The organism is Amycolatopsis samaneae (assembly GCF_039541975.1).
Taxonomy (GTDB): domain Bacteria; phylum Actinomycetota; class Actinomycetes; order Mycobacteriales; family Pseudonocardiaceae; genus Amycolatopsis; species Amycolatopsis samaneae.
On record NZ_BAABHG010000001.1, the window covers coordinates 494081 to 514356 of the forward strand.

The 20276-nt window shown below is 72.6% G+C and carries 20 protein-coding genes; 3 read left to right on the forward strand and 17 right to left on the reverse strand.

Translation table 11 applies throughout. The annotated features are described in order from the left end of the window. Positions 1 to 11: 11 nt before the first annotated feature. From ABD987_RS02195 to ABD987_RS02250, 12 genes are all read right to left on the reverse strand, one after another. The gene (locus tag ABD987_RS02195) at positions 12 to 941 is read right to left on the reverse strand and encodes a dihydrodipicolinate synthase family protein (protein WP_345386243.1); all 930 of its coding nucleotides are present in this window, start codon (positions 939 to 941) and stop codon (positions 12 to 14) included. After that, the gene (locus ABD987_RS02200; protein WP_345386245.1) at positions 938 to 1708 is read right to left on the reverse strand and encodes an amidohydrolase family protein; all 771 of its coding nucleotides are present in this window, start codon (positions 1706 to 1708) and stop codon (positions 938 to 940) included. Before ABD987_RS02200 ends, ABD987_RS02195 begins: the two co-directional genes overlap by 4 nt. Further along, a complete protein-coding gene (locus ABD987_RS02205) occupies positions 1705 to 2580 on the reverse strand; it encodes an amidohydrolase family protein (RefSeq protein ID WP_345386247.1) in 876 nt (291 codons plus the stop codon). The genes ABD987_RS02200 and ABD987_RS02205 overlap by 4 nt, the downstream gene beginning before the upstream one ends. Then, a complete protein-coding gene (locus tag ABD987_RS02210) occupies positions 2577 to 3689 on the reverse strand; it encodes a mandelate racemase/muconate lactonizing enzyme family protein (RefSeq protein ID WP_345386249.1) in 1113 nt (370 codons plus the stop codon). Before ABD987_RS02210 ends, ABD987_RS02205 begins: the two co-directional genes overlap by 4 nt. Then, complete coding sequence (locus ABD987_RS02215) at positions 3686 to 4459, reverse strand: amidohydrolase family protein (protein WP_345386251.1); 774 nt, start codon at positions 4457 to 4459, stop codon at positions 3686 to 3688. Before ABD987_RS02215 ends, ABD987_RS02210 begins: the two co-directional genes overlap by 4 nt. Beyond that, positions 4456 to 5178, reverse strand: coding sequence for a creatininase family protein (locus ABD987_RS02220; RefSeq protein ID WP_345386253.1), 723 nt, complete (start codon positions 5176 to 5178; stop codon positions 4456 to 4458). The genes ABD987_RS02215 and ABD987_RS02220 overlap by 4 nt, the downstream gene beginning before the upstream one ends. Then, positions 5175 to 6158, reverse strand: a complete 984-nt coding sequence (locus ABD987_RS02225) for a Gfo/Idh/MocA family protein (RefSeq protein WP_345386255.1) — start codon at positions 6156 to 6158, stop codon at positions 5175 to 5177. The genes ABD987_RS02220 and ABD987_RS02225 overlap by 4 nt, the downstream gene beginning before the upstream one ends. After that, a complete protein-coding gene (locus ABD987_RS02230) occupies positions 6155 to 7732 on the reverse strand; it encodes a dipeptide ABC transporter ATP-binding protein (RefSeq protein ID WP_345386257.1) in 1578 nt (525 codons plus the stop codon). Before ABD987_RS02230 ends, ABD987_RS02225 begins: the two co-directional genes overlap by 4 nt. Further along, complete coding sequence (locus ABD987_RS02235) at positions 7729 to 8607, reverse strand: ABC transporter permease (protein ID WP_345386259.1); 879 nt, start codon at positions 8605 to 8607, stop codon at positions 7729 to 7731. Before ABD987_RS02235 ends, ABD987_RS02230 begins: the two co-directional genes overlap by 4 nt. Continuing rightward, positions 8604 to 9566 carry an ABC transporter permease gene (locus tag ABD987_RS02240; protein ID WP_345386261.1) on the reverse strand — a complete coding sequence of 321 codons (963 nt, stop codon included), beginning with the start codon at positions 9564 to 9566 and terminating at the stop codon, positions 8604 to 8606. Before ABD987_RS02240 ends, ABD987_RS02235 begins: the two co-directional genes overlap by 4 nt. 30 nt (positions 9567 to 9596) lie before the next feature. Continuing rightward, the gene (locus tag ABD987_RS02245) at positions 9597 to 11135 is read right to left on the reverse strand and encodes an ABC transporter substrate-binding protein (RefSeq protein ID WP_345386263.1); all 1539 of its coding nucleotides are present in this window, start codon (positions 11133 to 11135) and stop codon (positions 9597 to 9599) included. A 168-nt stretch (positions 11136 to 11303) separates the two neighbouring features. Beyond that, entirely contained in the window at positions 11304 to 12086 is a 783-nt protein-coding gene (locus ABD987_RS02250) for an IclR family transcriptional regulator (protein ID WP_345386266.1), read from the reverse strand. A 300-nt stretch (positions 12087 to 12386) separates the two neighbouring features. Here ABD987_RS02250 and ABD987_RS02255 point away from each other — a divergent pair, with 300 nt between their 5' ends. Then, positions 12387 to 13670, forward strand: a complete 1284-nt coding sequence (locus tag ABD987_RS02255; RefSeq protein ID WP_345386268.1) for an MFS transporter — start codon at positions 12387 to 12389, stop codon at positions 13668 to 13670. Here the strand turns inward: ABD987_RS02255 and ABD987_RS02260 are convergent. Together ABD987_RS02260 and ABD987_RS02265 are read right to left on the reverse strand one after the other, a co-directional pair. Continuing rightward, a complete protein-coding gene (locus ABD987_RS02260; RefSeq protein WP_345386270.1) occupies positions 13648 to 15906 on the reverse strand; it encodes an FtsX-like permease family protein in 2259 nt (752 codons plus the stop codon). The genes ABD987_RS02255 and ABD987_RS02260 overlap by 23 nt on opposite strands. Positions 15907 to 15993: 87 nt before the next feature. Continuing rightward, complete coding sequence (locus tag ABD987_RS02265; RefSeq protein ID WP_345386272.1) at positions 15994 to 16407, reverse strand: hypothetical protein; 414 nt, start codon at positions 16405 to 16407, stop codon at positions 15994 to 15996. Positions 16408 to 16518: 111 nt separating this feature from the next. Between ABD987_RS02265 and ABD987_RS02270 the strand changes: the two genes are divergently transcribed. Then, a complete protein-coding gene (locus ABD987_RS02270; protein ID WP_345386274.1) occupies positions 16519 to 16848 on the forward strand; it encodes a GerW family sporulation protein in 330 nt (109 codons plus the stop codon). On the opposite strand, the gene ABD987_RS02275 is transcribed toward ABD987_RS02270, so the two are convergent. Together ABD987_RS02275 and ABD987_RS02280 are read right to left on the reverse strand one after the other, a co-directional pair. Continuing rightward, positions 16805 to 17323, reverse strand: coding sequence for an SRPBCC family protein (locus tag ABD987_RS02275; RefSeq protein ID WP_345386276.1), 519 nt, complete (start codon positions 17321 to 17323; stop codon positions 16805 to 16807). The genes ABD987_RS02270 and ABD987_RS02275 overlap by 44 nt on opposite strands. Before the next feature lie 70 nt (positions 17324 to 17393). Continuing rightward, positions 17394 to 18110 carry a TioE family transcriptional regulator gene (locus tag ABD987_RS02280; protein ID WP_345386278.1) on the reverse strand — a complete coding sequence of 239 codons (717 nt, stop codon included), beginning with the start codon at positions 18108 to 18110 and terminating at the stop codon, positions 17394 to 17396. 121 nt (positions 18111 to 18231) lie between these two features. On the opposite strand from ABD987_RS02280, the gene ABD987_RS02285 reads away from it, so the two are divergent. Further along, entirely contained in the window at positions 18232 to 19488 is a 1257-nt protein-coding gene (locus tag ABD987_RS02285; protein WP_345386280.1) for an erythromycin esterase family protein, read from the forward strand. Between the two features lie 57 nt (positions 19489 to 19545). Here the strand turns inward: ABD987_RS02285 and ABD987_RS02290 are convergent, their stop codons facing one another. Next, a complete protein-coding gene (locus ABD987_RS02290) occupies positions 19546 to 19965 on the reverse strand; it encodes a hypothetical protein (RefSeq protein WP_345386282.1) in 420 nt (139 codons plus the stop codon). Positions 19966 to 20276 lie beyond the last annotated feature (311 nt).

A 20276-nucleotide genomic window follows, 5' to 3' on the forward strand; every position in this document is an offset into this window, starting at 1 on the left:
GGTCGGGAACCTCAATCCGGTGGCGGCAGCAGATCCTCGAACTCCGCGAGGAACCGGCCGACCATGGCGGTCTCCTCGCGGTCGAGCCGATACCCCGGCTCACGGCAGTGCGGGCTCTCGAACAGGCCGCGCCGCACCGAGATCAGCTTCTCCGCGGCGATGATCAGCTCCTGGTCGAGCATCCAGTACGAGATGTAGGGCAGCAGCCGCCGGTGCAGCTCCTCCCCGCCCACGTGCTCGCCCTCGGCGAACCGCCGCCAGATCTCGACGTAGATCTCGGTGAACGAGCAGCCGGGCTGGGTCCCGACCGCGCCCCGGCGGAACGCGTCGGGCAGCTGGACGCCCGCGTACCCCTCCACGGCAGGCAGCGGCGGGTCGCCCTCGGCCAGCTCGGCGATCAACGCTCCCGGCGGGCTGGCCTCGACCTTGACCAGCCGCAGGTTCGGATGCTCCCGTGCCAGCGCGGACAACGCCGGCGCGTCGAGACTCGTGCCCGTTTCGGCGGGCGCGTACTGCAGCACCACCGGAGTCGGGGCGACCGCGGCCAGCACCGCGCCGACGTGGGCGAGCACCGCCCGCCGGGACGGGGCCAGGAAGTGCGGCGGCAGCAGGTTGACCAGGTCGGCGCCCGCCTCCACCACCGCGACGGCCCTGGCCACCGCGAGCAGGGTCGCGTGGTCCTGCACCGCGACGATCGCCGCGACGTCGTCGGCCGCCGCGGTCTCGGCCAGCAGGATCGCGGTGAGCCGCGCGCGTTCCGGCTCGTCGAGCTTGTGGAACTCCGAGGCGAACCCGGGGAACATCACGCTGCGCACACCGGTGCCGAGCACATGCCGCACCACCCGGTGGAATCCGGGGACGTCGACCGCGCCGTCCTCGGTGAACGGCACCTGCAGCACCGGCGAGACTCCCCGCACCGGCGGCTCCGGCACGCCGCTCACCGGCGATCACTCCGGGCGGCGCCGAGCAGGCCCAGCAGCGTGCCGCCGAGCACGGCCGCGCGCTCGTCCTCGCCGATGGTCCAGTCCCGCACCCTGGTGACCTCGGATTTCGCGACGGTGTAAGGGGAATCGGTGCTGAAGATCACCCGTGACGTGCCGATCTCGGGGTCCCGCGCGAACTCGCTGAGCACGGTGTCCCACGGCGCGTACGCCGTGTCCGCGTACAGGTTCGGCGCGTACCGCAGCGCGGGCGCGGCGTCGATCCAGAAGTCCGTCGCCCCGCTGCGGCCCATCAGGAAACGCACCCCGGGGTACCGCCGGGCGAGGGTGGCCAGCGGCAACGGGAGCGCGCTCGGCGGTGTGCCGGTGCGGACGTAGACGAGCCAGCCGTGCTCGCCGGCGAACCCGAGCAGCGGGTCGACCAACCCGTCGAGCAGGTCGAAACCCTGCAGCACCGGATCGACCGCGAGCGCCACCGCGCCCGCCCCGGCCGCCCGCGCCAGCTCGGCCAGCGCTGCCGCGCCGTGCCACGGATTCGCCACCGCATAGGCGGACAACCGCCCGCCGGACTCCCGCGCGGCGGTGGTGACCAGGTCGTTGCCCTCGCCGTTGGCGACCGCGGTGCACCGCTCGTCCGGCGCGATCAGTGCCCGGTCGATGCCGAGCTGGTCCATGGTCGCCAGCAGGGTCGCGGCGTCGAGGGCCACCTCCCGGCCGGTGCCGAGCCGGACGTGCGCGTCGACGACCGGAACACGGGACGCGTTCACGAGGGCACCTCCAGACCGAGCGCGCCGAGCGCGTCCGCGTGGATGATCCGTTCGACGGCCTCCGCCGGTACCCGGGGCAGCTTCGTCCCCTCGAGGATGTCGTTGACCCGGCGCAGCCCGGCCATCGCCTCGCCGGTGTCCGCGATCGGGAAGTCACTGCCCAGCAACAGCTTTCCGGCGCAGCCCCACTCGACCGCGGCCAGCAGCGACTGGTAGCACACCCACGGCCGCAGGTAGATCGAGGACACGTCCGCGTAGACGTGCGGATGCTTCCGGATGGTCACCACCGTCTCGGTGCCCCACGGATGTCCCATGTGCGCCATGACGATCCGCAGCTCCGGGAACCGCAGCGCGACCTCGTCGGTGACCAGCGGATAGGTGTAGCGCAGCGGCGCGTGCCGCATCGGCGACGCGCCCTGGTGGAACAGGATCGGCAGCCCGTGCCGCTCGCAGTGGGCGTAGAACGCCAGTGCCCGCTCCTCCAGCGGATCGAAGTTCTGGTAGTTCGGGCCGAGCTTGACCCCGGCCAGTCCCAGCTCCACGCATCGCTCGACCTCCTCGAAAACGTTGTCCCGCAAGGGGTTCACCGAGAGGAAGCCGATGCGGCGGCGCGGGTCGGCGGCCACGAACTCGGCGGTCGCGTCGTTCGTGCGCTCCGGCGGGTAGGGCAGGCCGGTCATCGCCTCCGGATCGTCCACCGCGATGTTGAACACGATCGCGACGTCGGCCCCGGCCACCGCGGCGGCGTGGTCGGCCCACGAGTTCGTGGTCGTGACCGGCCGATCGGTGCGCCAGTTCTCGTACACCCGGCGCTCGGCCTCCGGCACCGCGTCGCGGTGGGTCGGCGTGTGCGTGTGGACGTCGACGATCACCTGAACCTCCCGCGCAGGTCGCCGCGCGGCACCACGCCCAGCCCGGCGCCCTCGCCGAGCCGGACCCGGCTGCCGTCGCTGTCCAGCGGTTCCGCCAGCACGTCCTCGGCGTAGTAGTGCGCGCCGATGATGTCCGAGGGCAGCGCGGACAGGCGGGGCAGCGCGCAGGCCACGTGCAGCTGCGCGGCCGCGCCGATGCCCAGCTCGCCGTTGGAGCCGAGCAGCACGTCCAGCCCGGACACCTCGGCGAGCCGGGCCAGCGCCACCGCGCGGCCGGGACCGCCCGCCTTCCCGACGTACACGCTGACGACGTCGGCGGCGTCCGCGCGGGCGAGCCGGAGCAGGTCGTCGGTGCCGAACACCGCCTCGTCCGCCACCACCGGCAGCCCGAAGGACCGCAGTGCCGCCATGCCTTCGAGGTCGCCGGGCGCCACGGGCTGCTCGACGAAGGCCGGGCCGGACTCCGCCAGCCCGCGCAGCGCCACGCGGGCTTCGGCCCGGCTCCAGCCGCCGTTGGCGTCCATGCCGAGGAACGCGTCCGGCCCGGCCAGCTCGCGGGCCCGTGCCATCCGCGCCAGATCGCCCGGCACCCCGAGGCCGACCTTGACCTTGAACGCCAGGAACCCGGCCCGTGACGCGGCCGCGTACGCCCTTTCCAGCTGCTCACCGTCGCCGGAAAGGGAGAGCTTGATCGGTACCTCGTCGCGGTAGGGCCCGCCGAGCGCCGTGGCCAGTGAAACGCCGAGTGTGCGCGCGTAGGCGTCCCACAGCGCGATCGACACCCCGGCCTTGGTGAACGGGTTCGCCGCCAGCACTGTGTCCATAGTGGACTCCAGGGCGCCGACCGGGGCGAGCGGCCTGCCCAGCAGCGCGGGCGCGAGCGACTCGGTGACGAAGTGCCGCGCGCTCACCCCGTCCTCGCCACTCCACAGCGGGGTGGCGCTGACCTCGCCGTACCCCTCGACGCCGTCCGTCGTGACGACCCGCACCAGCAGGAAGTCCGACCGGTCGTGGGCCCCTTTCGCGCCGCGCACCATGAGGTCCGGGTGTGCGTCCAGGGTCACCGGGGCGGTCTGGACCGCCTCGATCCGGGCCGTGCGCGGGTTCACCGGAGCCTCCCCAGCCGGTCGCCGAGCAGCCGCAGGGGATTGTGCACCAGCAGGTCCGCGCGCTGCCGCTCGGTGAGGCCCCAGCCCTCGACCTCGGCGACCCTGGCCACGGCGTAGTCCTGACCGGCCTTGTCCGACAGCCCCGCGTCCGTGCCGAAGACGACCTTGCCCGGCGGTGCCTCGGCCACGATGCGGCGGGCCGCGTACGGCGGGGTACCGCACAGGCACAGGTGGAGGTTGGCCGTCTCGCACGTCACGGCGAGCGCCTCCCGCCAGCAGTCGTGCAGGCCGCCGTGGCCGAGCACCACCGGCAGCGTGGGATGACGGCGCGCGAGCGCGGCGATCTGGGCCGGGGTCGAGTACGGCGGGGTGCCGTCGTGCGAGAGCAGGATGCCGCCCGCCTCGGTGACCACCTCGCAGATCGGGTCCAGCACGCGCTCGTGCATGCTGAACCCCTGCAGCCACGGATGCAGCTTCAGCCCGCCGAGGCCCAGTTCGGCGAAACACCGCCGGGTTTCCTCCACCGCGCCGGGGTGCCGCGGGTGCACCGTGCCGAACCCGACCATCCTCGCCGGGTCCGCGGCGGCGAAGGCGGCCAGCTCGTCGTTCGACTCTCGCGTGGCGTTGAACAGCCCGTCGTGGGCGAGCAGCACCGCGGCGTCGATGCCCGCGCTGTCCAGGAAGGCGAGGAACTCGGGCGGCCCGAACTCGGCGCCGCCGAGCCAGGTGCCGGTGCGCCACGCGGGGGTGTGCGTGTGGAAGTCGATCATGGCCGGTTCGCCAGTGTGCTCAGCCTGTCCGCCAGCGCGCCGAGGCATTCGTCGAGCCAGGCCATGCCCCGCTCGCGCGTCGCCCGCGCGGGGTCGTCGGTGTAGCCGTCGATCCGCCGCCACGCCGCCGCCTCGTGCACCTCCACACCGTCCACACCGGACTCCGCGGGGAGCGTTCTCGGCTGCCGCCGCCGCACGAACTCCGGCCGGAGGGCGAGCAGCATCGCCGTCTCGAACTCCCCCGCGTGCCCGGGGATCGGGGTGTCCGGCACCCGCGCGAGCAGATCCCAGTAGTGGATCACGGCCACGGTCAGGTCGTACGCCGAGGCGGCCTTCGCCGCGGCCGCCTGGGCGACACCCCGGTTCCCGCCGTGGCCGTTGACGATCACCAGCCGCCGCCCGCCACACTCCACAATGGACCGGGCGAGGTCGGTGAGTACCGCGATCGCGGTCTCCGGGGACAGCGACAGCGTCCCGCCGAAGGGCAGGTGGTGCCCGGACACGCCGAACCGGAGCGGCGGCGCGAGCACGAGCCGCGCCGAATCGGCCGCGCGGACGACGGCGAACCGGCAGATCGCCTTGACGATGGCGGCGTCGGTCCCGGTGGCCAGGTGCGGGCCGTGCTGTTCCGTCGCGCCGACGGGCAGGACGACCAGGCTGTCCGGCAGTGCCTCCCGCAGTTCCTCGCGGGTGCTTTCGGCCCAGAAGAGAAGCGTCATCGTCGTCCCTCCAGGAGCGTCGTGATGCGTTCGGCGAGGGCGAGCGTGGCGACCCCGGCTTCGAGACCGGGATCGGCCTCGTGGCGTACGCCGGTGATCAGCTCGACGAACCGGGCCAGTTGCCGGTCGAAGCACCGCGTCGTCCGGTCCGGTTCGAACTCGAACCGCTCGATACCCGCCGCGGTGCTCAGCTCCACGGTGAAGCTGTACCCGTCCAGCCGGACGTGACCCCGGTCGCCGAGGACGCTGATCTCGCACCGGGGCGGCGCGTCGGTGAGCCAGCCGAACTCGGCCAGCACGACCGTCCCGTGTGGACAGAGCAGCCGCACGCCGCACAGGTTCGGCGCGGGCAGGCCGTCCCGGGTGGCCAGCGTCCAGGCGTCGTCGACCCGCTCGGGCGCGCCGAAGAGCAGGCGGAACCAGTCGAAGACGTGCGCGCCCTCGTGGACCAGCGGCAGGCCGTGCCGCAGGGTCTCCTCGACGCGCCGCGCGTGCGCCGGGTCGGCCGGATCCCGCCGTTCGTCGTAGATGTGCGCGCGGACCAGCAACGGGGAGCCGAGCAGCCCGGAGCGCAGCCACTCCCCGAGCAGCTCCAGCGCGGGATCGTGCCGGTAGGTGAGCCCGGCCTGCACCCGCCGCAGCTGCTCTTCGGGCAGCGCGAGCAGCTTTTCGCCCGCTTCCAGTGACGTCGCGACCGGTTTCTCGGCCAGGACGAACCGGCCGCTCCCGGCGACCTGGGCGATCAGGCCGGCGGTCACCCACGGCGGCGTCGCCAGCACGACACCCCGCACCGACGGATCGGCGAGCACCTCGCGGACGTCCTTCGCCACCGGGGCGCGGGCGTGCGCGGCCGCCAGCGCCCGCCGCGCCGGGTCGGGGTCGACCAGCGCCGCCACCGTGACCTCCGGATTCCGCAGCAGCGCGGGCAGATGGGCCCGCAGGGCGATGTCCCCGAGGCCCACCAGCGCGACGCCGATCATCGGCCCACCCCCTCGAGCGCGGGGATCGCGTCGATCAGCGACCGGGTGTAGGCGTGCTTGGGCGCCTCGAAGATCTCCTCACGAGTGCCCGTCTCGACGATCCGGCCGCGGTACATCACCGCGAGCCGCGGCGCCAGGTACCGCACCACGGCGAGATCGTGCGAGACGAACAGGCAGGTCAGCCCGAGCCGGGCCTGCAACTCGCGGAGCAGTTCGAGGATCTGCGCCTGGATCACCACGTCGACCGCGGACACCGCCTCGTCCAGCACGAGGAACGACGGGCCGGGGGCGAGCGCGCGGGCGAGGTTGACCCGCTGGCACTGCCCGCCGGACAGCTCGTGCGGGTACCGCCCCGCGAACGAGGCGGGCAGCCCGACCAGATCCAGCAGCTCGGCCACCCGGCGCCGCCGCTCCCGCCTCCCCGCCTTCCGGTGCACGAGCAGGGGAAGCCCGACGATGTGCCCGACCGTCTTGCGCCGGTTGAGCGAACCGACCGGATCCTGGAGCACGATCTGCATCTCCCGGCGCAGGCGCCGCAACCCGGCGCGGCCCAGCGACGCCAGCTCCGTACCGCGGAAGGACACCTTTCCCGCGTCCGGCCGCTCCAACCCGAGCAGCAGCCTGCTCAGTGTCGACTTGCCCGACCCCGACTCCCCCACGAGGCCGAAGGTCTCGCCGCTCCGGACACTCAGCGAGACGTCGTCCACGGCGGTGACCCCGGTGCCGAACCGGCGGACCAGCCCCTCGGCCTCGATCAGCACGCCCTCGCCCGGCGGGCCGGACTTCGCCGGGGTCGTGCTGAGCGTGACCGCGGAGGCGACGAGCCGCCGGGTGTACTCGTGCCGCGGGGTGGTCAGTACCTCCCGCAGCCCGCCCGACTCGACGATCCGGCCCTCCCGCAGCACGTGGATCCGGTGGCACAGCGCCGAAGCCACCGCGAGGTCGTGGGTGATGAACAGGACCGCCATGCCCCGCCGCTCGGCCAGCTCGCCGAGCAGCCGCAGGACGCGGGCCTGGGTGGTGACGTCGAGCGCGGTGGTCGGCTCGTCGGCGATGAGCACGTCCGGCGCGCACGAGATCGCCATCGCGATCATCACCCGCTGCCGCATCCCGCCGGAGAACTGGTGCGGGTAGTGCCCGAGCCGGTCCGCCGCCTCCGGTACGCCCACCTCCACCAGCAGCCGGATGGCCTCGGTGTGGGCCCGCGCGGCGGTGACCTCCCGGTGCGCGCGGATCGCCTCGACGAGCTGCCCGCCGACGGTCCGCACCGGATTGAGGCAGGACAACGGGTCCTGGTAGACCATCGCGATCCGGCGGCCCCGCACCCGCACCAGCTCGCGTTCGCTCGCGGTCACCAGGTCGGTGCCGTCGAGCAGGATCCGGCCGCCGGTGACCGCGACCGGCCCGGGATTGAGCCGCGGGATCGCCAGCGCCGTCATCGTCTTGCCGCTCCCGGACTCGCCCACCAGCGCGGCCCGCTCGCCCGAGCGCAGGGTCAGGTCGACCCCGCGCACGATCGGCCGCCCCCGCACGCCGAGGGACAGTTCCTCCAGCCGCAGCACCTCGTGCGTCATCGGCCGCTCCACGCCGTACCACGCAGCACGCGCTGGACCTGGTCGCCGACGGTGTTCAGCGCCGCGATCGCCGCGATGATCAGCAGCGCGGGCGCGACCGGATACCAGACCGACTCGTACAACCGGTCGTAACCCGCCTTGAGCAGCGTGCCCCACGACGCGTCCGGCGGCTGGATGCCGAGGCCGACGAAGCTCAGCGTCGCCTCCAGCATCAACGAGGTCGCGACGTTGAGCGAGGCCTGTGCCAGCAACGCCGGGAGCGCGTTCGGCAGGACCTCGGCGAACAGGATCCGCGACCGCGACGCGCCCACCGCCGTCAGCCCCCGCACGTACTCCGACTTCAGCTCGGCGAGCACCGCCGACCGCGTGATCCGCGCGGTGAGCGGCGCCATCAGCAGCCCCGCGACGATCGTCATGGCGAGGATCCCCGACCCGAACGCCGCGACGAACACCAGCGCGAACAACAGGGTCGGGATGGCCAGCGCGGCCTCGGCGACGCGCATCAGCACCTCGTCGAGCCAGCCGGGCCGGGCGGCGGCGAGCAGTCCCCACGCGACGCCGAGCACCATCGCGATCGCGGTCGCGCCCGCCGCGAACCCGAGCGAGGCCTGGCCCGCCTGGGCCACACGGGAAAGCAGGTCACGGCCCAGCTCGTCGGTGCCGAACGGATGCGCGAGGCCGGGCGCCCCGAACTTGTGCCGCGTGTCGATCCGCGTCGGCGAGGCCAGCGCGAACGGCTGGATCACCGCGAGCAGGACGAACACGCCGAGCACGGCCAGCGCCACGACCGCGGGCGGGCGGGCCAGGAACCGGCGCAGCACGCCCCGCCCCACCGCGTCCACACTGTCCATTTCGGACAATTCGAGTGTACTCACGGGACCGCCTCCCCCACCCGCAGCCGGGGGTCGAGGACGCCGTACAGCACGTCGACGAGCAGGTTCACCAGGACGAACACCGCCGCCAGCAGCAGCACCGTGCTCTGGATGACCGCGTAGTCCCGTTTGTACACCGAATCCACGACCAGCGAGCCCAGCCCCGGCCAGCGGAAGACGAACTCCACCACGACCGCGCCGGAGAGCACCTGTCCGACGGTGACGCCCAGCGAGGTCAGCGCGGGCAGCAGCGCGTTGGGCAGTACGTGCCGCAGCACCACCGACCGCCGGGGGATCCCCTTGCCCACCGCGGTGCGGACGTGCCGCGAATCCTCCACTTCGGACAGTCCGGCCCGCAGGTAGCGGATCAGCGGGGCGGACAGGCAGATGCCCAGCGTCACCGCGGGCAGCAGCAGGGCGCGGAGATTGCCGCCGAAGTCCGCCGACGGGGCCACGTAGCTTTCGTCGCGCAGCACCCCGAGCCGGACCACGAACAGCGCGATGAGCACGATCCCGAACACGAACGGCGGAGCCGCCATGCCCAGCGTGGTGTACCCGCCGACGAGCCGGCCCAGCCAGCGCCCGCCCAGTATCGTCGGCAGCACCGACAGCACCAGCGCGAGCACCACCGCGAGCGTCACCCCGGCCAGCGACAGCTCCAGCGTCGGGCCCAGCCGCTGCCCGACGAGCACGCCGACGTCGAACTGGCTGAAGTACGACCGGCCGAGGTCACCGCGGAGCAGCCCGGTGATCCAGTGCCAGTACTGCACCGGCAGCGGGTCCTCCAGCCCGAGCTCGGTACGCAGCTGCCGCAGCGCGGCCGGATCGATCCCTTGCGCCGCACCGACCTTCGTCACCGTCGGATCCCCGGGGAGCAGGCGCAGCACCACGAAGACGAGCACGGAAACGCCGACGAGCATCAGCGCGCTGACGCCCGCGCGCCGCAGGACGTACCGGCCCATCACCCACCCCCTCTCCGTGGCCGGCGACCGCTACGCCGCGAACCCGGCCTCCTCCAGATGCAGTGTTCCTTCCGCCTGTACCCAGGCACCACGCACGCTAGCGGCGGCCACCGACAAAAACGCGGTGCTGCCGATCACCACGACCGGGCTCTCGCGGTTCAGCACCTCCTGGGCGGTCCGGAACGCCGCGTCCCGCACCGGACCGTCCCCTGTGGACTCGACGGCGGAAACGGCGTCGTCGTAGGTCTTCGGCGCGGCCCAGTTGCACTCGCAGGTACCGGACCCGCCGGCGAACCAGGAGAGCGCGTAGCCGTCCGGAAGCGGGGTGAAGGACACGTAGTTGGCGGCGATCGTGTTCGGGTACCGTTTGCCCTTGGGGTAGAACTTCGCGCTCCACGTACTGTTCTCGGAACCGCGGATGTCCAGGCCGATCCCGATCTTCTTGAGGTCCTCCTGCAGGATCTGCGCGATCGTGGTCCACTCCGGGTTGCTGCCGGCCTTGGTCCAGAAGACCAGCGTGCTCCCCTCGCCCACCCCGGCCTCGGCGAAGAGCCGCTTCGCCCGGTCCAGATCGAACCCGTGCGCGGGCAATGCCTGGTCGTAGTACCGGTTCTTCGGATTGACCGGCACGTTCCCCGGCGTCGGCACACCGTAGCCGACGTAGGCGGCGTCCATCATCACCGCACGGTTCGCCGCGTACGAAAGTGCCTGCCGTGCTTGGGGTTTGTCGAACGGCGGCGAGGAGGTGTCCAGTTCCCACACCACGTACCCGGCCGGTTCGGCGGCGGTGAGCAGCTGGCGGCCGCCGGTGGCGAGGTTCTTGACCGCGTCGGGCGCGACCGCGCCGAGCACCTGGAGATCACCGGAGCGCAACGCCGTCTGGGCCGCGGTCGCGTCGGCGTAGCGGGCGATCCGGACGCCGTCGAAGTGCGGCCTGCCACGGAAGTAGGCGTCGTTGCGCACCAGGTCCACCGTCTGGTCGGGGACGAACGCCTTCAGCCGGTAGGGCCCCGTGCCGTTCGCCGTCCGGTTCACCTCCCCGATGGCGTCGACGTCGGTCATCTTGACGTCGACGACGTCGACCGCGAGCCCGGGATCCGGCGAGCTCAGGTCGAGCACCAGGGTCGTGTCGTCGGCCGCCGTCACCTTCGCGACCATGGCGATCTTCGTGGCCACCTGTGCCGTCGATCCCGGGGCCAGCACCCGGTCGAAGTTCTTCTTCGCCTCCGCCGCGGTGAACGGCTTTCCGTTGTGGTACTTGACTCCGGGGTGCAGCCGGAAGGTCCACTGCCGGAAGTCCGGGGTGTGCGTCCACGAGTCCGCGAGGTCCGGCTGCGCCGAGTTGTCCGGCGCCCACTTCGTCAGCCCGTTCCACAGTAGCGTCTGCAACTGGGTCTGCGCGGCGCTGGAGATCTTGTTCGGATCGAGCTGGGTGACGCCGTCGGCCTGGCCGTACACCAGCGTGCCGCCGTCCCTGACCGCGCCCTGCCCGCTCTTCGCGGACGCGGTGACCTCCGGCCCGCCCGCGTCGCCACCACCACACGCCGCGAGCAGGACCGCGACGGCCACCGGTACACCCACGACAGCGAAACGACGTTGTGCCCGCACAGCTACCTCCACACAGGGACGCTGTACCGCTCCGGGATCACTCGCTATTTCGAAAATACCTTCCGCCAGTTGAAAAAGAGTAAGCCGCGTACGTCCGGGGACGCAAGGCCACCCGGGTTCGGCACCGGTTCAGAAGCCGAGCCCGGCCGAGATCTCCCCGGCCTGCCCGACCACGAGCCCGGCGGCCGCGGCGAGCCCGCGTTTCGCGATCTCGCGGGAAAAACCGGTGACACCGACCGAACCGACGACCCGCCCTTCGGCGTTGAAGACCGGCGCCGCGACGCAGGCGATCTCGGCCTCCTCCTCTTCGTCCTCCACCGCGTAACCCGTTTGGCGGACCTTGGCGAGCTGGGCGCGAAACGCCCGTGGCGTAGCCCTTTTCGCCTTGGGGCCGGTGCCGGGCACCAGCCGGGACAGCAACGGCTCGAGTTCGGCATCGGGCAGGTGCGCCGCGATCGCGCGGCCGAGCGCGGTGAGGTTGAACGGCGCCAGCTTGCCGGGATAGGTGTCGAACTGGATGAACCCGGACGCCGCCGCCTTCGCCACGTACACCACCGACGCGCCGTCGAGCACCCCGGCGTGCGCGGGCATGTTCAGCTCGTCGGCGAGCACGCGCAGGTACGGGCCCGCGATCCCGGCGAGGTCCCCCTTTCGGACCAGCGAGGAACCGAGGCCGTAGAGCCGCATCGTCGGCCGCCAGAAGTGACTGCGGCCGACCACCCGGCGCGCGGCGTAGCCCCGTTGTTCGAGTGTGTAGGCGATCGAGGCGCAGGTGGCGAGCGAGATGTCCGCCGCGTGCGCGAGCGCGGTGAGGGTCAGGCCCTCCCCGGCCGCCACCAGCGTCTCCAGCACCGTCAGGACGCGGTCCGCCGACGGCGAGGCGGGCCGTCCCGGCGTTTCCGGCATCCCCATCACCGCGATCCTTCGTATTCCCGAAGCCGTTTTCGGTATGGGGATACTACGCCCAGCGCCACCCACTCCGTCCTTTGTGGACTTTGTAGTGCCGAGGGACGCCTTCGGTGCGCTGGACGCGCCCCCGCACTGAAGGGAGCTTTCAGTGCATTGAGCGAGCTGAAGGACGCTTTCAGTGCGTCGAGTGCACTGAAAGCGTCCTTCAGCACACCTGCGCAACGGTTCGGTCGGCCCGGCTGCCGTGTCCGCTGGGAGAGAAACCTTACGCGCGCCACCCCCGGTCCTGTTAGCTTCGATCTCGTGACCGGGGAGGGGACGGCACGGCTGGGCAAGCGGTTCGCCAGGCTGTGGGCCGCGAGCACCACGTCGGCGCTGGGCAGTGGCCTGGCGACCATCGCCGCGCCGCTGCTCGTCGCCTCGCGCACGAGCGACCCGCTGGTGGTCTCCGCCGCGGCCGGGGTGTCCTGGCTGCCGTGGCTGCTGTTCGCGCTGCCCGGCGGCGTGCTGGTCGACCGGGTGGACCGGCGGCGGCTGATGATCGTGATCGACTGGGTCCGGGTCGCCGCGCTGCTCGTGCTCTCCGTCGCGATCCTCACCGGCACCAGCGGGATTCCCTTGCTGTACACGGTTTTGTTCGTGGTCAACACCGGCGAGGTGATCTTCCGGTCGGCCGGCCAGGCGATGATTCCCGCGGTGGTCCCCCGGGCCGGGCTGGACCGGGCGAACGGCTGGCTGACCGGTGGCGTCACGCTGATGCAGAACATGATCGCCGGGCCGCTGGGCGGATTCCTCTTCGTCGTCGCGGCGAGCATCCCGTTCTTCGTGAACGCGGCCACCTACGCGGCGAGCGCGATCCTGATCGGTCTCGTCACCGGCGCCTACCGCGCCGAGCGTCGTCCCCCGGACGCGGCCGACGGCGCGGGCGCCCCGCCACGGCGGTCGGTGCGGCACGAGCTCGCCGAGGGGTTCCGGTGGCTGCTGCGCCAGCGGCTGCTGCGGACCATGGTGATCCTGATCGGCCTGCTGAACCTGACGCTGGTCGCGGCCACCGCCGTGCTCGTCCTGCTCGCCAAGGAGCGGCTGGGGCTCGATTCGGTCGGCTACGGCCTGCTGTTCACCGCGCTGGCGGGCGGCGGCGTGCTCGGCTCGCTGGCCGGTGACCGGATCATCCGGCTGGTCTCCGCCACCTGGACCCTCCGGATCGGTCTCGTCGTCGAGGCCGGGACCCACCTCGCCCTCGCGGCGTCGCGCGACGCCTGGCTCGTCGGCGTCGTGCTCTTCCTCTTCGGCGTGCACGGATCGCTGTGGAGCATCGTCGGCAGTTCGCTGCGCCAGCGCCTGACGCCGCCGGACATGCTGGGCCGGGTGAGCAGCACGAGCCTGTTCATCGTCGCGGGCGGCAACTGCGCTGGCGCGCTGCTGGGTGGGCTGGTGGCGGCGAAGTTCGGCCTCACCACGCCGTACTGGGCCGGTTTCGTGGTGGCCGCGATCGTGACCGCGGCGACCTGGCACGTGTTCGACCGCGCCACCGTCGAGCAGGCCTACGCCGAGCCCGCCGAGGTCAGTCCACCCGTGGCGAGGTGACCCGGGTGGCGCGGCGCAGCAACGGGAACGTCAGGCCGGTCACCGCGAGGACGCCGAGCACCGTCACCACGGCCATCCCGCCGAGCGTGGCCGGGTCGAGCACGACCGGTGTCCCCGACAGGTGCAGCACGGGCAGGGTGAGGCCGACCCCGGCGACCAGCGCCAGCACCACGCCGACCACCACCGGAAGCGCCGTCTGCCACAGCAGGCTCCGCGCGAGCACCGCGCGGGGGACGCCGGCCGCGGTCAGCGCCGCCAGCAGACGCCGTCGCTCGGTGATCTGCTCGACCGAAAGCATGAACAGGCTCAGCACGGCCACCACGAGCACGAACACCGACGCGGCCAGCGTCACGGCGCGCAGGCCGGCGCTCTGCCGGTCCGGCGGGGCGGACGCGGCGGCGGGGTCGTTGGCCCGGACCGTGACCCGCCAGTTCAGCGTGCCCAGTGCCGCGGTCACCCGGTCGGCCAGGTCCGGGGCGGGCCCCGCCCCGGTCATCAGCACCGTGGCCGGTACCCCGAGCCGGGTGAGGTCGACATCGCGCAGCGCGCCGGGCGTCACCAGCAGTGCGCCGTCCGCGCCCCGTACCGCCGCCCCGGCCGGCACCCGCCGCACCGGCGCCGGGACCGTCCATTCCGGACCGGACCGGCCGGGCGGCAACAGGACGGGACCGGGCGGCAGCGGGCTCCGGTACCCCTCCGGCCGCCCGTCCACGGCGAAGACGTCGCCGTCGTGGCAGGGGCCGATCCCGGCGCGCAGGGCGAGCGCGGCACAGTCCCCGATCTGCAGCGTTCCCGAACCGTAGTCCCGTCGTTCGACGTGCACCTCACGCACGACGTGCACACCGCGCACCCCGGGCGCGGCACCGGCCCGGTCGAGCGTTTCGGACAGAAACCCTTGCCCCGCGGTGATTTCCACCGGCGCCCCCGGCATCGCCGAGGTGCCGGGAGGCGCACCGGCCGCCCGGACCGCGACGAGCACGTTCTGCGCGAGGAGCAGGCCGGCCAGCACCACGACGAGCCCGGACACCACGCGGCCCGCCGTGCCACTGTCGAGTTGCAGCCGCCGGATCGCGAGCTGCCACGACGGCGGGCCGCCGGTGAGCCGTCCGACGATCCGCTCCACCGCCCACGGCAGCAGGGCGACCACGCCGAGCAGTACCAGGACGGTCCCCGCGCCCATCGCGAAGATCACGAGGCCGTCTTTCGTCCGTTTCTCCGCCGAATACGTGTACGCCAAGGAAAGCAGGCCGAGCCCGATGATCGTCCAGCGCCACCACACCATCCGTTCGACCGTCCGGCCGCGACGCACCACGCCGAGCGGTTCGACCACCGTGCGGCGCAGCCCGAACACCGCCGCCGCCATCGCCAGCACGGGCACCAGCGCCAGGATGACGGCGGCCTGCGCCACGGGCGGCACGAAATCCGAGGCGAAGACCCGGATCCCGAACAGGTCGAGCCGGCCGATCACCGCGCGCAGCCCGAGGAACAGCAGGCCACCGAGCACCACCCCGGCGCCCGCGCCGAGCAGTGACTCCGCGGCGGCGATCCGCCGGGTCCTGGCCGCGGGCACCCCCAGCAGGCGCAGTGCGGCCAGCCGCCGTTCCCGGTGCGCCGCGCCCATGCGCGACGCCGTCGTCACGAAGATCAGCAACGGCAGCAGCACGACCACGGCCAGTGGCACGACGAGCAGGAAGATCCGGCTGCCCAGCTCGAACCTGCCGGCCGGATCGCCGAACCCGAAGACCTTCGCGACGAGCGGGTCGGCGGCGAGTTCGGCGGTCTCGTCACCGGTGTAGAGCCGCAACTCCCCCGCGTCGTGCAGGCCCGCTTTCCCGATCTCCCCGGTCACCGTGCCGGGGAACCGCGCGCGCAACGGCGCCCCGTCCGGCGAAGCCAGTTTTTCCGCCAGCGCGGGCGAAACCAGCAGCTCGCCCGGCGCGGGCAGCCGGGAAAGGCCCGGCGGTACCGGGGAGGTGGCGTCCGACGCGGCCACCCGGCTCGCCCAGACCTCGTCCCCGTGGACCCGGGCGTCGTCCGTGCGCAGGTACAGCGGCCGCACGCCGGGCTTCGGCGCCGTCACCAGTGCGGTGGCCGCCAGCCGGTCCGCGCGCGAGTTCGCCACGTTCCCGGCCGAGGCCGCGGCCAGCAGCGTCGCGACCGCGAGCGCGATCCCGGCCGCCGTCAGCGCGAGCCGGGGCAGCGCCGCGCGGAACTGCCCCTTTCCGCCTGTCGACAAACGGATTCCGAGTGCGATGTCCCTGCCGAGCATGATCACGGGCGCGGACTATACACAGGAGGTATACCTCCCGTGCATACCGTCCCGTCAGTCCCAGTAGTTGAAGAGCGCTTCGCCGAGGGTGCCGGGCCGCCAGTACTTGATGTCGTAGGGCGAGACATGGGGCCAGGCCGTGGCGTCGAACGGGCCGTCGAGGTCGGCCGGGGTGAGCACCTGGAACACCGGCTGCGACACGGCCAGCGCCGCGACCAGTTCGGGGGCATCGACAAAGATCAGCGGGCCGCAGTCCACGGCGCCATCGCCGACGATCCGCGGCTCCGCCACTGCCAGTACCGCCGAGTCGTGGGCGCGGACCACGGCGACCGTACGCTCGCGGTAGGCGATGAGCCCCTGGTCGAAGTTGGGAGTCACCTCGGTGGCGAGCCGGAACTCGAGCACCCGGCCACCCGTGCTGCGGGCAGCCGCGTAACAGGCGCCTCGAAAGGTGCGGACATCCGTCATCCGGCGAAGATACTGGCGCTCGTGGGACGCCCGGTACCCGATTACGACCGCTCCGCGGCGAGCGGCCACCGGCGGTTAAGCTCGCCGATCGGGAGGGGAAAGGTGATGGCGATGAAGATCGAGGATCTGCTGACCACCCTGCGCACCGCGGTTTCGGCGCGGGCCGTCTTCGGTGAGCCGGTCGAGCGGGACGGCGTGACCGTGGTCCCGGCGGCACGCGTGCTCGGCGGTGGCGGTGGCGGGCAGGACCTGCCGGAGGGGGAAGGCGCCGGCCTCGGCTACTTCGCGCGTCCGGTCGGCGCCTTCGTCATCGAACGGGGCCGGGTCCGCTGGGTACCAGCCGTCGACGTGACCCGGCTGGTCACCGTGGCCGGGGCGGCCGTGGTCACCTGCCTGCTCACGCACCGGGGTTTCGTGCGGGCCAAGCGGCGGCGCGGCTGACCCCGTCCGCCCCGGTTTCGGCGAGTGCCTTGACCGCGGCCAGGGTGTGCTCGATGGAACCGGCGTTGAACCCCGGCCGGTCGGCCTGCCCGGTCACCCGCGGGCCGAGGAAGCGCTGGACGAACCGGTTGCCGACCCGGTACCAGTGCTCGGTGAGCACACAGCCGCCTTCGGCCGGGGTGATCTGGTAGGCCCAGCGGGAAACCCGCATCCCGAACGGGCTGCGCACGTCGAAGGCGAACCAGTGCCCCGGCTCGCAGGCGATCACGGTGACCCGGGTCCACCACCGTTTGGCGCCGTTGTGGTTGGTACCGCGGAACCGGGCCCCGAGCGCGGGACCGGTGGCGCCGCCGACCCAGCGGCCGCCGGCGTTCTCCGGGCTGAACCGGCCCATGCTCGGCAGGTCGGTCACCAACGCCCACACCGCGCGCGGCTCGGCGGCGACGTGCACACTGCGCGAAATCGTCGGGTCCACCCAGGAAAAGTACCCAGCGCTTTCCCACCGCGACAACACGCGCGGCGGGAAAGCGCAGCCGAGGAGAGGGCTATTCCGGGACGGTGGCACCGCGTGTGGTCAGGTACGCGTCGAGCGCGGCCGCGCCGGACAGCATCGCGAGCCCCCGCCGGGTGAGCCGGGACCGCCAGTCGGCGAGCGCCGCCTCCAGCGCTTCGGCGCCGCCCGCCTCCCGGACCCTGGCCAGGACCGGGGCTATCCGGTCGAGCAGGTACCCGCCGCGCCGGAGCTGGTGGACCAGCCGCGCGTCGCGGACGTCGGCGGGCCGGTAGACGCGGTAGCCGGTCCGCGCGTCCCGCCCCGGCACCACCAGTCCCGCCCGTTCCCACTTGCGCAACGTCGCGGGCCGGACGCCGAGCCACCGGGCCAGTGTCCCGACGAACACCGCCGCCCCGGCCGGATCCGGCTCCGTGGGCACCAGCCCGCCGATCGCCGTTTCCACCGAGGACAGCGTCCGGCGGTCCTCCCCGAGCTGCCCGTGACTCTCGTCGATCAGCGTGAGCGCGTCCTCGACCCTGCCCTCGTGCACCGCGCGCATGATCGCCGTCGCGCCCGCGTGGCCGTGTGCCGGTACCAGCGCGACGAAGGCGGAAAGCGCGTCGGAATGCACCGGGGTGTAGACCCGGTATCCGGAAGGAGTGCGCTCCGCCGGGGGCAGGATGCCCGCGTCCTCGTAGTTCCGCACCGCCTGGGTGGACAGCCCGTGCCCCCGCGCGAGGTCGACCGGGCGGAGCCGCACCTCGGCCACACTGTCCTCCCAGTTGAAGGTTTTCCCGATTTCTCCGCAGAACTTCCGGAAAAAGTTTACACCGATAGTTCAACGATACGGTTGAAGGTACCGCCAACCGCGAAAAGAACGGGAATTCGACATGACCTTCAGTCCCCCGATCGAGGACGCCGTCTGGGCCTTCGCCGAAGGCCATGGCACCGACATCGGCGCCGTACTGGCCCAGCTCCTGCCCGCGCTCACCACCCGGCCCCGGCTGCTCGGCCTCGGGGAGCCCACCCACGGTGTGGAGGACTTCCTCCTGCTGCGCAACCGGCTGTTCCGGCACCTGGCCGAGTACGAGGGGTTCCGGTCGATCGCGCTGGAGAGCGACTGCGTGGCGGGACTGCTCGTCGACGATTTCGTCGGCGGCGCACCGGGTTCCGTCGACGAGGTCACGCGGAACGGCTTCAGCCACGGCTGGGGCACCTCGCCCGCGAACCGCGAACTGGTCGGCTGGATGCGCGAGTACAACCAGGGCCGCCCGGCCGCCGACCGCCTCCGGTTCCACGGTTTCGACGCGCCGACGGAGATCACCGCCGCCCCCAGCCCCCGGCAGGCCCTCCTCGCGCTGCACGGCTACCTGGCCGCGAACGTCGACGCCGAACTGCTGTCCCACAACGCGGAGACCATCGAACGGCTCGTCGGCGCGGAAGAGCGCTGGACCGAACCCGCGGCGATGCGGGATCCCGCGCGCTCGGTCGGTTCCTCCGAAGACGTCGCGAAGCTGCGCCTGCTCGCCGACGATCTCCAGGAGCTGCTTCTGGAACTTTCACCGCACCTGCTCACCGTGACCTCGCCCGGCGCGTGGTGGCGGGCGCGCCTGTACGCCAGGGCCGCGACCGGCCTGCTCCGCTACCACGCCGCGATGGCCGACGACTCCCCGGCGCGCTTCACCCGGCTCACCGGGCTTCGCGACACGATGATGTCCGCCAACCTCGAGTCCATTGTGGCCGAACAGGCCGAACGCGGGCCGACCATGGTGTTCGCCCACAACCTCCATCTCCAGCGGGAAAAGAACAGGATGACCATGGGCGGCCAGGAGCTGGGGTGGTGGAGCGCGGGGGCGATCACCGGTGCCCGGCTGCGTGATCGGTACGCCTTTCTCGCCACGGCCGTGGGCGGCCTTCCGGCGCGCGGGCTCGGTGTGCCGGAGGACGAAAGCCTTGAAGGCATCCTGTCCTCGCTGCCGGAGAACGGCTACCTCGTCGACTCGGCGCGGCTGGGCGAGGCGCTGCGAAAGTCCGGAATCACACCGAAACCGCGTACCGACGCCTCGACGGCCTTCGGCTACTTCCCGCTGGACCCCGAACACCTCGAGGACACCGACGGCATCGTCTTCCTCAAGGAAGCCGGCTGACGGTCTCCCGTCCACCGGTGGCGCGAGGGGCGCGCACCACCGGCGGGCCGGGCGCGGTCAGCCGAGCGTGAGGGTGACGTCCTGGGCCGCGTCCACCTCCGGCGAACCCGTCTTGGTCGCGTCGAGTGCCGCCGCGACGAGTGCCGAGTTGCCGGCCTTGTAGTCCGTCGCGTCGTTGTCGTTGTCCACCGGGATCACCACGGTGTGACTGGCGCCGTCGCACGTGGCCACGACCTCGTCGCTGCCGCCGAAGGCCGAAGCCGTGCTGTCGTTGACATAGGCGACGATTTCGCCGGTGTACCCCGCGTCGCAGGTGTAGGTGACGGTCACGTTGACCAGATCGTCGGCGGCCACGACGGCGCCGCCGATGCTCAGCGTGGCCGCCGCCGTCGCGGCGGTGGCGGGTGCGGCGGAGAACACGGCGAAGGCGGCCGTCGCGACGGCGACGGTTCCGGTCCAGGCTCGGGCGGACTTCATGACGATCACTCCCTGTCCCGTGATCACGGATCGGTGCGGAGACGTGGCCCGGTGCCCAGCAGCGGGCCACGCCGTGGTGGGGTGGGTGAGGCGCGGCGAATCTTCTCCGGCGTCGAGCCCGCCGGAGACGCCACCGGCGGCCGGTCCCGTGTCGCGGACCGGCGGCGCACACGGTCCTGTCCGGACCGGTCCCGGTCGCCCCCGCTGAGGGACCGGCACCGGCGCGAGACCGCCCGAACAGCATCCATCCTCACCGGCCCGCCGGAAACCGCCGTTGTGGCACAACGGATTCCGCTGCGTGGCCTAGCACC

Coding starts and splice junctions, on each gene's coding strand:
- ABD987_RS02215 (WP_345386251.1), bottom strand. CDS start 4,459: ATGATCGACTTCCACACGCACACCCCCGCGTGGCGCACCGGCACCTGG.
- ABD987_RS02220 (WP_345386253.1), bottom strand. CDS start 5,178: ATGACGCTTCTCTTCTGGGCCGAAAGCACCCGCGAGGAACTGCGGGAG.
- ABD987_RS02225 (WP_345386255.1), bottom strand. CDS start 6,158: ATGATCGGCGTCGCGCTGGTGGGCCTCGGGGACATCGCCCTGCGGGCC.
- ABD987_RS02230 (WP_345386257.1), bottom strand. CDS start 7,732: ATGACGCACGAGGTGCTGCGGCTGGAGGAACTGTCCCTCGGCGTGCGG.
- ABD987_RS02240 (WP_345386261.1), bottom strand. CDS start 9,566: ATGGGCCGGTACGTCCTGCGGCGCGCGGGCGTCAGCGCGCTGATGCTC.
- ABD987_RS02250 (WP_345386266.1), bottom strand. CDS start 12,086: ATGGGGATGCCGGAAACGCCGGGACGGCCCGCCTCGCCGTCGGCGGAC.
- ABD987_RS02265 (WP_345386272.1), bottom strand. CDS start 16,407: ATGACGGATGTCCGCACCTTTCGAGGCGCCTGTTACGCGGCTGCCCGC.
- ABD987_RS02270 (WP_345386274.1), top strand. CDS start 16,519: ATGAAGATCGAGGATCTGCTGACCACCCTGCGCACCGCGGTTTCGGCG.
- ABD987_RS02285 (WP_345386280.1), top strand. CDS start 18,232: ATGACCTTCAGTCCCCCGATCGAGGACGCCGTCTGGGCCTTCGCCGAA.
- ABD987_RS02290 (WP_345386282.1), bottom strand. CDS start 19,965: ATGAAGTCCGCCCGAGCCTGGACCGGAACCGTCGCCGTCGCGACGGCC.